Origin of the sequence: Capnocytophaga sputigena, assembly GCF_900446695.1 — a bacterium.
Classification (GTDB): domain Bacteria; phylum Bacteroidota; class Bacteroidia; order Flavobacteriales; family Flavobacteriaceae; genus Capnocytophaga; species Capnocytophaga sputigena.
The window spans coordinates 115451-128550 of record NZ_UAVP01000009.1 but is presented as its reverse complement, the minus strand read 5'-3'; the positions used below and the strand labels follow the sequence as shown (position 1 = coordinate 128550).

Annotated in this window: 12 protein-coding genes; 6 read left to right on the top strand and 6 right to left on the bottom strand. The window is 40.1% G+C overall.

Annotation, left to right across the window (positions count from 1 at the left end):
- Positions 1-48: 48 nt before the first annotated feature.
- Entirely contained in the window at positions 49-696 is a 648-nt protein-coding gene (locus DR017_RS10740) for a hypothetical protein (RefSeq protein WP_002678631.1), read from the bottom strand.
- 8 nt (positions 697-704) lie between these two features.
- A complete protein-coding gene (brnQ, locus tag DR017_RS10735; RefSeq protein ID WP_002678498.1) occupies positions 705-2012 on the bottom strand; it encodes a branched-chain amino acid transport system II carrier protein in 1308 nt (435 codons plus the stop codon).
- 96 nt (positions 2013-2108) lie between these two features.
- Here brnQ and DR017_RS10730 point away from each other — a divergent pair, with 96 nt between their 5' ends.
- The 6 genes from DR017_RS10730 (at position 2109) to DR017_RS10705 (ending at position 7298) form a co-directional block, all read left to right on the top strand.
- Entirely contained in the window at positions 2109-2831 is a 723-nt protein-coding gene (locus tag DR017_RS10730; RefSeq protein WP_002678462.1) for a metallophosphoesterase, read from the top strand.
- 93 nt (positions 2832-2924) lie between these two features.
- Positions 2925-4028 carry a WG repeat-containing protein gene (locus DR017_RS10725; protein ID WP_002678572.1) on the top strand — a complete coding sequence of 368 codons (1104 nt, stop codon included), beginning with the start codon at positions 2925-2927 and terminating at the stop codon, positions 4026-4028.
- Positions 4028-4465: a dUTP diphosphatase gene (gene dut, locus DR017_RS10720; protein ID WP_002678312.1), complete on the top strand. Its 438-nt coding sequence runs from the start codon at positions 4028-4030 to the stop codon at positions 4463-4465. The genes DR017_RS10725 and dut overlap by 1 nt, the downstream gene beginning before the upstream one ends.
- A complete protein-coding gene (locus DR017_RS10715) occupies positions 4443-5141 on the top strand; it encodes a putative polyvalent protein kinase domain-containing protein (protein ID WP_174888849.1) in 699 nt (232 codons plus the stop codon). The genes dut and DR017_RS10715 overlap by 23 nt, the downstream gene beginning before the upstream one ends.
- On the top strand, positions 5138-5914 hold the full coding sequence (gene lolB1 / locus DR017_RS10710; RefSeq protein ID WP_002678537.1) for a lipoprotein insertase outer membrane protein LolB1: 777 nt from the start codon (positions 5138-5140) through the stop codon (positions 5912-5914). The genes DR017_RS10715 and lolB1 overlap by 4 nt, the downstream gene beginning before the upstream one ends.
- 97 nt (positions 5915-6011) lie before the next feature.
- The gene (locus DR017_RS10705) at positions 6012-7298 is read left to right on the top strand and encodes a murein hydrolase activator EnvC family protein (RefSeq protein WP_002678375.1); all 1287 of its coding nucleotides are present in this window, start codon (positions 6012-6014) and stop codon (positions 7296-7298) included.
- A 31-nt stretch (positions 7299-7329) separates the two neighbouring features.
- Here DR017_RS10705 and DR017_RS10700 read toward each other — a convergent pair whose 3' ends face one another.
- From DR017_RS10700 to ileS, 4 genes are all read right to left on the bottom strand, one after another.
- Positions 7330-8313: a hypothetical protein gene (locus DR017_RS10700; RefSeq protein WP_002678318.1), complete on the bottom strand. Its 984-nt coding sequence runs from the start codon at positions 8311-8313 to the stop codon at positions 7330-7332.
- 28 nt (positions 8314-8341) lie between these two features.
- Positions 8342-8989, bottom strand: a complete 648-nt coding sequence (locus tag DR017_RS10695) for a hypothetical protein (RefSeq protein ID WP_002678434.1) — start codon at positions 8987-8989, stop codon at positions 8342-8344.
- A 205-nt stretch (positions 8990-9194) separates the two neighbouring features.
- Positions 9195-9554, bottom strand: coding sequence for a hypothetical protein (locus tag DR017_RS10690; RefSeq protein WP_040360914.1), 360 nt, complete (start codon positions 9552-9554; stop codon positions 9195-9197).
- An 89-nt stretch (positions 9555-9643) separates the two neighbouring features.
- Complete coding sequence (ileS, locus tag DR017_RS10685) at positions 9644-13051, bottom strand: isoleucine--tRNA ligase (RefSeq protein WP_002678536.1); 3408 nt, start codon at positions 13049-13051, stop codon at positions 9644-9646.
- Positions 13052-13100: the final 49 nt, after the last annotated feature.

Below are 13100 nucleotides of genomic sequence, written 5' to 3'. Positions count from 1 at the left end.
ACCAAAACTATTAGATAAAATTTATCGTGGAAGGGGAGGTTTAGAAGCTTATTTTTCCTTATCTTCTAATTGATATATATCATTAAAATCCTTTTCTGAAGATAACATTTTATCAAAAAGAATTTCACCATTATCAGCACTTATGGTTATATACCTAATTTCTTGTCCTCTTGTATTAGGCTTTGTAATACTAATAATATTATAAATAGGAACGCTTCTATTGTACCTATCTACATTTAAAAGCAAATTCATATCCAACAAATCAATATTAAATTTTTGATTTACTAGTGTTATAATATCTTTTACACTTAATTTATAGGGTTCATCATAATCTACCTCTTTGATAAGTTTGCCCGTTTTGCTCCAATTTTTCCAAATACCTATTTGGCAATCATAGAAGAAATAAGATTGTAAAATCAAACGTTTGGTGCGGATATCATACTTATATTTTTTCTTATAAGGATTTGCAATGTTACTAACTTCTACTTGAATAAAACTATCAGTTTTGATAATCCTAACCCTTTCATCTCCTTTTTTTAAGAATCTATCCCAATCATACATTTGAACATATTGTGTATCCACTTCCCAATCCTTAAAAACCTTTTCATCAAAGCGTTTCATATCGCGCAAATCAAACTCTTGAGCCTTACAACCCAAACTAAATAGTAATACTATGTATAGATAGAATGTTTTCATCTTACCTCTTATCTCTTACCTCTTCCTTGTAGCACCGCTGCTCCTAAAAATGCCAATAGTGAGGGCAACGACCATCCTAACGAATAGCTATCTAACGGAAGATACGCCTTGAGTGCATACACCTGCTCTAATGATGATACTCCCCAAGTTTTACAACTGTCGATAAACGATAACACAGCAGTAACAGCAATGCTCACGAGATAAGGAGTACGCGATTTTACAGTATTGCCAAAGAGCAACACATCCAAAATGATAGTAAATACAATAGGATATAAAAACAGTAATATATAAGCCGCATATTGTATAATGCTATCTACTTTGTTGATAGAAAGCACTATAGAAACAATAGTACAGAGCACTACCCCTACTTTATAAGGCAATCGTCCTTTAGTGAACTCTTCAAAAAAACTCCCTACCGATGAAGTGAGCGCAATAGCTGTTGTAAGGCAAGCAAAGCCTATCGCTAATGCAACCGCTGTTGTTCCCCATTTTCCTAACACTGCGTGTGAAATATGCAAAAGCAAATCGGTGCGAGAAACTTCATTATCAGTAAGATAGCCCGAAGTCGCTCCTAAATAGATGAGTCCGCCGTAGATAAGCAACAAGCATATTGTGGAGATACCGCCCGAGAGCAACGTGATATGCGAACGCTTTTCGGGTGAATGATAGCCTTTTTCACTGACTGCCGAAATGATAATCCCCGCAAAAATCACCGAGGCAAGCACATCCATCGTTTGGTAACCTTCAGTAAAACCAAAAACAAAACTATCTTTTGCGGTAAAATCCGATGGAAGTGTGTGATGCAAGGGGAAGAGAATACCTAAAACAATGAGCAATACCAACACTATTAGCAGAAAAGGCGTCAGGAACTTCCCGATAATATCCACAATCTTCGATTTAGAGATAGAAAGCACCAAAACCACCCCAAAAAACACCACTAAAAATGCAATTTTAGGTAAATCGGGTAACAAAGGGGCTATCCCTACCTCAAAAGTAGTGGAACCCGTACGCGGAATGGCAATTAGCGGACCTATACACAATATCACAAACAGCGTAAGCCATTTGATGAGTTCTGGGTGAATGCGATCCCCCAAATGAGTAAAGTTTGTCCCCGCTTTAGCCACCATTAGCACTCCTAAAAAAGGTGCAATAATAGCGGTGACAAAAAAGCCTAAAAGTGCCCACAACCAATCATTCCCTGCTTCCAATCCTATAAAAGGGGGTAATATCAAGTTGCCCGCTCCAAAGAACATCGCAAAAAGCGCAAAACCTACGGTCGTTACTGTACTCCATTTATGTTTGTTACCTAATTCCATCGCTTACATAGTTTTTAGTCCGCAAATAAAAACATTTTATCTCTAAAATCCAAATATTTTTGCTACTTTTGCCTCATCAATACCCTTTTTATTACAATGAGAACCCTTGTTATTGGCGATATTCACGGCGCTCCTCGTGCCCTTATTCAAGTTTTGCAACGCGCTGACATTCAGCACGACGATTTCCTTATATTCCTCGGCGACTACGCCGATGGCTGGAGCGAAACCCCCGAACTATTGGATTTTCTCATCGGCTATCGCCAAAAACAGCACTGCCTCTTTTTGCGCGGCAACCACGATGCCTTATGCTACGATTTCCTCTTAGGAAAACCTATGGATACCCTTTGGCGCTTACACGGTGGTAAAGCTACCGAAAAAGCCTACCACAACGTAACTCACGAACGCCGCAACGCTCACCTCAACTTCTTAGCCGAGCTTGAAAACTACTACTTAGACAGCAAAAACCGCCTCTTCCTACACGCCGGATTTACAAACCTGCGCGGTATCGCTCACGAACACTTTGAACAAATGTTCTATTGGGATAGAACCCTTTGGGAACTCGCACAAAGTTGCAACCTCTCCCCTACCGACCCACATTTCCCTAACCGATTAAAACTCTATACCGAAATATACATCGGGCATACCCCCACCACCCGATTAGGCACCGATAAACCACTTTTTTTCAACGGAGTAACGAATGTTGATACGGGGGCTGCCTTCAAAGGGCGCATTACTATAATGGATATCGATACTCGCGACTATTGGCAAAGCGACCCCGTATACACTCTCTACCCCAATGAACAAGGTCGCAATATGTAAGTCTTTCCGTGTGCCAATTTGCTAATTCGCTAATTTGCTAATTGACAAATTATTCGTACCTTTGCCCCCAATAATAAAGAAAAACGAAAACGAATGGAAATACCGCAAGAATTGTGGCGAAAAAATTATGAAGAATCTCAAATACTAACAAGTGATAACCTCGCCGCTGCCAAACGCAACGGAAAATGGGGTTTCGTAAACCAAAACGGTAAAGAAATATGTCCTTTTAAATACGATGCTACTTTCCCTTTCATCAATGGAACAGCTGCTGTGAAAATAGGCGACCTTTGGGGCGTACTCAACACTGCTGGCAAGGAAATTGTTCCCGTGTACTACGACCAAGTTTTTACTTTTTCTGAAGGACTTATCAAAGTGAAGAAAAATGGTAAATTTGGCTTTGTAAATACCAAAGGTGAGCTTGTAATCCCCCTAATTTATGAGGCTGCTAATCATTTTTCAGCTCGTATGGCAGCCGTAAAACTGAATGGTAAAGCTGGTTTTATCAACACCAAAGGCAAAGAAGTAATTCCTTTTGTTTATGACGATGCCGATTCCTTTAGCGAAGGACTTGCCCCTGTGAAAAACAACGAACTTTGGGGATTCATCAACAAGAAAAACGAACTCGTAATCCCTTATAAATACGAGGGAACTGAGGGCTTTTTCAATGGTGTAGCCAAAGTGATTCACAACAATTATTGGGGGGTTATCAACCCAAACAACGAGGTGATTATCCCTTTTGAATACGATGAAATTATCGGGTTTAACAACGGATTTACTCCCGTACTGAAAAACGATAAATGGGGATATGCCAATGCTCAAGGCGAACTTATTTGCGAACTAAAATACGACGAAGCAGCCGAATTTGACAACAATGGCGAGTTTGCCGCCGTGATGATTGCTGAGAAATGGGGCTTTATCAACGCCCAAGGCGAAGAAATCGTACCTCTGCAATACGATGAAGTAGATGATTTCTACAACCAAATGGCTGCCGTATGTAAAGACGAGCTTTGGGGCTTTGTAAATGCAAAAGGAGAAGAAGTTTTCTCTCCTCAGTTCGACGATGTCGAAAGTTTTCAAGAAAAAGGAATGACCCTCGGCTTTATAGGTGAAGAACCTTTTATACTCTTTGAAAATGGTAAAAAATCACCTCTTTCGCAATTTGCCGAGTTCGTAAACGATATAACAACTAAAAAATAATGATTGTAAAAATTAAAAACTTATCTAATAACGAGCTTCCTTCCTATCAAACCGAAGGAGCTGCAGGGGTAGACCTCCGCGCTAATCTCCCCGATAGCAATATCACCCTGCAACCCTTAGAGCGTACCCTTGTGCCTACTGGCTTATTTTTGGAAATCCCCGAAGGCTATGAAGCTCAAGTGCGCCCTCGTAGCGGGATGGCTATCAAGCACGGCATCACTGTGATCAACAGCCCTGGCACCATTGATTGCGACTACCGCGGCGAAGTGAAAGTACCCATCGTAAACCTCTCTAACGAACCCTTTACCATTACCCACGGCGACCGCATCGCCCAAATGGTATTTGCTGCATACGCAAAAGCCTCTTTCAAAACAGTTACCGAACTTTCCAATACCGAAAGAGGAACCGGAGGGTTTGGAAGCACTGGAGGAAATTAGCAATTTAGCAGCGTTGGAAATTAGCGAATTGAAATATGAGTTACAAACTATCATTTGCGGAACGGGCAAAGTTAGCTATGGAGATACTATCCAAGCAGCCACCCGTTACCTTAGAAGAAGCAAGAGCTCAAGTGGAATGGCTGAAGAAAAAAAGTCGGTCAAAAATAAAGAAACAGAGAATCTCTGTCAATGGATAGAGAAGCAGCAACTTTGGTTTAATAATATTGATATGAATTTGTTTCTTTCACAAGGTGCAGAGCAAAAAGTATATTTAAATAGTGAAAAAGAAGTACTAAAACTCAACGATGCCATTTACTACACCTCGTGGATAGATTATTTCAACAATTTATTGCTGAACAACTATTTTTTCCCTGATACTGCTTATGGATTAAAAGGTTTTTACAAAGATAACGACACCCTTTATGCAGTAGTAAGGCAAGAATATATAAAAGCTGATACCCTTACTTCATTAGAAGAAGTGAAAACTTTTATGAAACTGAATGGTTTCATAAATATCCGAAATAACGACTATCACAATCCCGAATTAGGTATCATATTAGAAGACCTTCACGACGAAAACGTCCTCACTCGTAACGGCTCACTTTTCTTTATAGATACCGTTTTCTATATAGAACCCTCATTTTGGCAAATCGAAAAAATCTACAAAATATTATGAAAAAAATCATCTTAATCCTTACAACCATTTTATTAGTGAGTTGTAAAACCAAACAAACCTTGGTAACCCCTGCAGGGAGAGTCAGCGTTGATAAACAATCCAAAGAAATTATCAACCAGCACCTAAAATCATTCCCCTCTTTCAATACCTTGAGCGGGAATTTGCTAGTAACCTATAACGACGGTAAAAACGAGCAAAGCCTGCCTTTTTCTTTCCGTATGGAAAAAGATAAAACAATATGGATTTCTGCTCCTTTAGGACTTGCCAAAGCACTCATTACTCCCGAAAAAGCTGAATATTACAACCGCATAGACAATTCGTACTTCAGCGGTGATTTTAGCTATATCAGTAAGTTATTAGGGGTAGAAGTAGGTTTCAGCGAATTGCAAAATCTTCTGTTAGGCAATGCACTTTACAACATCAACTTTAATAGCGAAGGTACTATCAAGCTCCTCAATGAGGACAACAATATGTACAACATCGAAGTAACTGGCGAGTCGCCTATAGGAGTGATTTACCGCTTCTTGCCCGATAACTACCGCGTAGGCGTTACCGAAGTGAATTATTTAGGTGGCAAGCAAAAAGCTACAGCTACTTACACTTATCAGCAAGTAGATAAACTCCTCTTGCCTCACACTATCAAAATAGTTGCCAGCGAAGGCGATAGTAATACCCAAATTTCTTTAGAATTCAAAGGATTGGATTTAGATAAAAAACTCTCATTCCCCTTTAAAATTCCATCAGGAATGAAAGAAATAACAATAAACAAGTAACAAATGTGTCACAAACTTTGCCAAAGGTGCGAGCCGCACAAGCAAGAAAATTTGGCAAAGTTGAAAATACGTTAAACTGTCCGTCGTGCTACGACCTATGAATATACTAAAAATCATACTGCTTTTGCTTTGCTTCCCGCTGCTCCTCACAGCACAAACCAAGCAAAAAGAATTAGAACAACGCAAAAAGGCACTGCTTGAACAAATCAAGGAGATGTCGGCATTGCGCCAAGAACAAAGTCAGCAACACAAAACCACCGTTCAGCAGATAGAAGTTGCTAACGAGAAGATATTAGCGCGCACCCGCCTGATACAAATCAATCAGCAGCAGGCAAATCTGCTTTCTAAAGAAATCGCCGATAACGAGGAGCAAATGCGCACCCTCAAAAAAGAATTAGAATACCACAAAGGCGAATACGCCAAAATTATCAAGCAGTCGTACAAAAGTAAATCCGCTCAAAACCGATTGCTCTTCTTGCTCTCATCCGAAAGTTTCTCACAAGCCTACAAACGTTTGGCTTATATGAAACAGTACGTGAACTACCGCAAAGAACAAGTTACCCTTATCCAAACAAAAACCAATAAGATTAAGAGCCTCAACGATACCCTCATAGCGCAACGGAATACTAAAAACCAAGTGCTTGAAGAACAACGCCAAGAGCAAGCTACCTTGCAGACTGAGAAAAAGGAATTAGAAACCCTCGCGGCTAATATCCGCACAGTAGAACGCAGTTACGAAGCTCAAATACGCGAAAAACAAAAACAAGCCAACGCCATCGACCGCGAAATACAACGCCTCATCCGTTTGGCGATTATCGAGGCTAACAAACGTGAAAAAGAGCGTTTGGCAGCCCTCAACCGAGGCAAAGGCAATGCCCCTAAAACACAAGGCGGAATGACCACTTCTACCCCTCCATCAGCTTCTGATGCCGAGGTGTCTTTTGTCCTCACCCCAGAGTCGCGCAGGGTCGCCGATAGCTTTGAAGCCAACAAAGGCAACTTGATATGGCCTGTAGTCAAAGGGTATAAATCACAAGGTTTCGGCGTGTACTACGACCCCGTATACCCTGAATTGCAACACTATAACAATGGGGTAACCATCGCCACCGAAAAAGGTGCTGAAGCCCGTTGTGTGTTTGAAGGTGAAGTATCGGCGATACAGTCTATCCCCGGTAGCAACAAAGTAGTGCAAGTGCGTCACGGGAATTATATTACTATTTATTACAACCTTACCGATGTATATGTGAAGAAAGGAGATAAGGTAAAAGCCAAAGAAGCATTAGGCAAAATCTTCACCGATAGCAATGGCAAAACCGAAATGAAGTTCTTTTTATACAAAAATACCACGAGATTAAATCCCGAATTTTGGATACATAAAATGTAAGGTAAAAGAATTTCTTATCAGTTAATAAGTTTTACTTAAAATACTCTATATTCCGCTCTACATAAAGCATAGGAACCCCATTTTCATAAGTAATCATCTTTATCCAATTGCCTTGTGCATCATCGGTATATTTGTACTCACAAAGATAATCGGTAGAAAAAGTTAAATGATAGGTGAGACGCCTATCTGAACCGAATTTGTTTAAAAATCCATTATTTTCACTCTCATTTATCAAAAGATATTCCTCTTTGAGCTGGTTGTTCTGGTCATAAGTATATTTAGAGTGCCATATAAAGTCGTCTATTTTCTGCGAAATGGCTTTAATAAGCTCTCCTTCTGCTCCATATTCATAAAGTCCTCGCCATATAAGTCGGTCAAATTGGTAAACTTCCTTATTTACAAGTCTTTTATTGTTATAAATGTATATTTCTTTAAACAAAGGGAGATCTTCAGTTCTTTTAAAATTCCTTTGAATAAGCTCTCCATCAACATTATAAGTATAAGTGTAGATTGTTTCATCTTTTGTTTTTAGGTCAAGTATTTCTTTCTCCAATTGCCCTTTAGCATTATAGACAAGCGTATCCTTTGTTTCTAAAACCTCATCTACAAACGTCGATTTATCAATAAGGCGATGCTTTTTGTCGTAAGTATATACTATTTTTTTAGGAAATATATCATCATAGCGCCATTTTTCAGTTATAAAACCATTTTTATCAAAAGTAATAGCCGAAGGGATAATGTTTACTAAAAACTGTATGAAGAAAGCTTTTACCCCCATTCGTTCCATTTCACTGTACTGTTTAATTTTTTTAACAGGGTAAATGCCTTGAGAGAGAGTAGACCCTTTGGCAAAATCATTGCCTTTTTCCTCTGCAAAATAAATAGAAGTTTTCACTGATTTTACCTTGCCTTTCAGCCCCATTTTACTCCAATCATTGCTAGCAGCTTCCCCTTGCGCATAAGCATACACACTCACAATTAACAGTAAAACACAGAAAAAAGATTTTATTTTCATCGCATTAGGTTTTAAAATTTAGAAGGTACTACCTAAAAACACTATAAGTAGCCAAAATAATACTAAGTCTTTCGGTATAAGTATCAGGATATTGTTTTATAATATCATCAGCATAGGGGTCAAGATATTTCTTGCCTAAATCTTCTTCTAACCAATAGATTTTCTTCTTTTTTAACCACGTTTCTTTGCTAATTTGGCAGAGTTCAGTAAAATTAGGCGCTTTCTGCAAATCGCGAAAAGCTTGTACAACTCTCATATAACGAGTAGCTAATATTTTAGCAGTATGAATACCTTTTGTTGCAATCTCACTGGGGTTGTGCATCTCATTGATAACAGCTTCTTTTAAGCAAACGGCACTGGGCAATAGATTGGTAAGTCTATTGATGTATTTGTCATAAAACCCTGAACCTAACTCAAAGTTTTCATCTAAAGGAATGCCAAAAGCTAAGGAGGTACGTTCCCAAACATCATCGTTATCACGTGGAGGCGATACAATAAGAAAACCATCTTGGCTATGTTGTTTGTACTGACCGACGTAAACATACATATAAACCAAGTGTTCGCTATCCAATTCCTTTACCCACGAACGAAGGTTATTGTAATTCATCGGTACAGCCAAAAAACCTTGCTCTTTTAAAAAACTGTTTAGGTTCTTAATATCATTAGCAAAACTCATAGAAATATTTCTTATTTGGTTATTTTACAAAGGGGGTTTAGGTACTACTGAAGAAAAAATATAAAGAAGGTATTGAAAAAGTTTTGTTTTATGTGGGCGTTTGCCAAACGCCTGTACATAAAATACTACAAAAGTAATTGATAATCAGAATATTTTATTTTCATTACATTAGCTTTTAAAGTTTATGTTTTGTAGTATTTAAATTCTAAGACAAAACATTTATCATATATATAAGCCAATAACCAATGATTCCAATAATATCTGTTACATAGTTTAAGATATATTTTTTATCTTTAAAAACCACATTTTCAAACCTTGTAGAATGTTTTGTTCTTTGTCTTTGTGTAGGTTCTTTATAACACTCTACCATAAGTTCTTCAAAAATATATTCTAACATAAATATTAACTCTTCTCTCTTATCTTCTGGTATATACACTACATCTTTTGCTTTCCAGATAGTCCAGTCAATATTGTGTTTTATCGAAAATCTTAAAAGATAGGGATATAGATATTCCCACACAGTAGGATGTAATTCAATTTTTTTATCATTGCATTTTAAAAACATAAGTACTATCTTATATCATTTCCTTTCTCTCTAATAAAAAAACTTTGCCAAAGGTGCGGCTCACACCTTTGGCAAAGTGTATCATTAGCTTATGATTTTGCAACTACTATTCTTGTTGTTACTTCGTCGAAGGCTATTTCTTCACCCTCCGTTAGACTCTCTACAAAAGTGATACTATCAGTAAGGGTTTCGTTCTTGATATAAGCCTCGTTGGCAGTAACTGCCTCTTGTAGGGCAGGGTGCGCTTGAAGGCGTATTTGTATGCGGTCGGTGATGTCGTAATCGTTGTCCTTGCGGATATTCTGAATGCGGTTCACCAACTCACGAGCGATACCCTCTTGACGCAGTTCAGGGGTGATGTGAATATCCAAGGCTACCAACAGACTGCCGGCGGTGGCTACCAACCAGCCTTCTATATCTTGGGTGCTGATTTCTACATCGTCCAAACTCAAAGTAACGGTTTTGTCGGGCAGTTGCAAGCTGTACGTTTGTGCTTTTTCAAACTGAGCTATTTCCGCTTGTCCAAATTCTTGTACCGCTGTGGCAATAGCTTTCATATCCTTGCCAAACTTAGGTCCTAAGGTCTTGAAGTTCGGTTTGATTTGTTTTACCAATATACCCGAAGCATCTTCCAAGAGTTCTATTTCCTTCACATTCACCTCGTGCTTGATGAGGTTTGCTACAGCTTCTATTTCAGCACGCTCAGTGGCGTTCGCTATCGGTATCATTATCTTTTGCAGCGGCTGACGCACCTTGATGCTTTCTTTCTTGCGCAACGATAGTACTAAGGACGAGATAGTCTGCGCTTTTTGCATCTTGCTTTCCAATGATTTATCGATATAGCTTTCGTCAGCTACTGGGAAATCGGTGAGGTGTACACTTTCTTTGTTTTCTTTACCGGTAACGCTCACCAAGTCTTTGTACAATCTATCGGCATAGAAAGGTGCTACAGGCGCCATCAGTTTAGCAATGGTTACTAAGCAAGTGTAAAGCGTTTGGTAAGCAGCTATCTTATCGGTTTCGTACTCTCCTTTCCAGAAACGACGACGTGATAAGCGCACATACCAGTTACTAAGGTTTTCTTGTACAAAATCGGAGATAGCACGGGTAGCACGGGTAGGCTCATAATCAGCGTAGAGCGTATCTACTTCTTTGATGAGGGTATTGAGTTCCGAAAGTATCCAGCGGTCTATTTCAGGGCGTTCAGCCAGTGGTATATCGGCTTCTGCATAAGTGAAGCTGTCGGTATTGGCATAGAGCGCAAAGAATGAATAGGTGTTGTAGAGCGTACCGAAGAATTTACGGCGCACTTCGGCTACCCCTTCCAAATCGAATTTGAGGTTATCCCAAGGGTTCGCGTTGGAAATCATATACCAGCGAGTAGCATCGGCACCATACTCGGCTATAGTAGTGAAGGGGTCCACCGCATTGCCCAAGCGTTTGGACATCTTTTGTCCGTTCTTGTCAAGCACTAGTCCGTTAGACACTACATTTTTGTATGCCACACTGTTGAATACCGAAGTAGCAATGGCGTGAAGTGTATAGAACCAACCGCGTGTTTGGTCTACCCCTTCTGCTATAAAGTCAGCAGGGTAAGCGGTATGATTTTCTATATAGTCCTTGTTTTCAAAAGGATAGTGCCATTGCGCATACGGCATAGACCCAGAGTCGAACCACACGTCAATAAGGTCGGTTTCGCGGTGCATTGGCTTGCCTGATGGCGATACGAGCACTATGTTATCTACGATATTTTTGTGTAAATCTACCTTGTCGTAATTGCTTTCGGAGTTGTCGCCCACTACAAAATCTTTATAAGGGTCGGCAGTCATTACGCCCGCTGCAATAGCTTTTTGTATTTCGGCTTTTAGTTCTTCTACCGAACCGATGCAGATTTCCTCTTGCTTATCGGATGTACGCCAAATAGGTAACGGGATACCCCAATAGCGCGAACGCGAAAGGTTCCAGTCGTTAGCATTTTTGAGCCAGTTGCCAAAACGCCCTTCACCGGTAGCCTTAGGTTTCCAGTTGATGGTTTCATTGAGGTCGAACATACGTTCTTTGAAATCAGTTACACGTACAAACCAAGAGTCGAGCGGGTAGTACAACACGGGTTTATCAGTACGCCAGCAGTGCGGATAGCTGTGTACGTATTTTTCTACTTTAAAGGCTTTGTTTTCTTCTTTGAGGAGAATTGCCAAGCTCACATCCCACGATTTTTCAGGCGCTTGCCCTGCATCGTAATACTCATTTTTGATGTATTTACCGGCAAAAGCCTCTGGAATATTGTGCCCTTCAATGAATTTTCCTTGCAAATCTACGAGCGGAATCAAATTGCCGTGTGCGTCTTTCACAAGCATTGGGGGGATACCATATTCTTTGGCTACACGGGCGTCGTCCGCACCAAAAGTAGGCGCAATATGTACGATACCTGTACCGTCATCGGTCGTAACAAAGTCACCTGCAATCACGCGGAAAGCCTCAGTAGGATTTTCGGCAGGAGTGCACCAAGGAATGAGTTGCTCGTAGGTAGTACCCACAAGGTCTGCACCTTTGCATTCTCCTATAATTTGATAAGGAATTGTCTTACTTTCAGGCGTATAAGCCGCCAAAGCAGCTGCATCGCCCTCTACGAACTTTTTGCCGAATTGTTTTGTCAAAAGCGGTTTGCCGATGATGATTGTTATCGGCTCAAAAGTATATTGATTGAATGTTTTTACGAGTACATACTCAATCTCTTTGCCCACGGCAAGTGCGGTGTTAGAAGGCAATGTCCAAGGGGTGGTTGTCCAAGCGAGGATATGGATAGGTGCTGTAGGGTTACCCAATGCTTTACTTGCCGCTGCTGCTAACGCTTTTACTTTGAACTGCGCCACAACCGTAGTATCGCTCACATCGCGATAGCACCCTGGTTGGTTCAGCTCGTGCGATGACAAGCCTGTACCTGCCTTAGGCGAGTATGGCTGAATGGTGTATCCTTTGTATAGCAACTGTTTATTGTAGAGTTGTTTCAAAAGCCACCACACGCTTTCCATATACTTAGGTTTATAGGTGATATAAGGGTCTTCCATATCCACCCAGTAGCCTATTTTCTCGGTAAGGTCATTCCAGATGTCAGTATAGCGCATCACGGCTTCTTTACAAGCCTTGTTATAGTCCTCTACGCTTATTTTTTTGCCTATATCTTCTTTGGTAATGCCGAGTTCTTTCTCTACTCCCAATTCTACAGGCAAGCCGTGGGTATCCCAACCTGCTTTGCGTTTTACTTGAAATCCTTTCTGAGTTTTATAGCGACAGAAAATATCCTTAATAGAGCGCGCCATCACGTGGTGAATACCAGGCACTCCATTGGCAGATGGCGGTCCTTCAAAAAACACGAACGGAATAGCACCCTCACGTGAGGTGATACTCTGCTCAAAGATGTTGGCGGCTTTCCAGAAAGCCAATATTTCTTCTGCTATCTTAGTAAGATCTAAGTGTTTGTACTCGTTGAATTTCATATATTGGTTATTATTAATCGTTAAGTGTGAGCCACAAGGGCAATGGTGG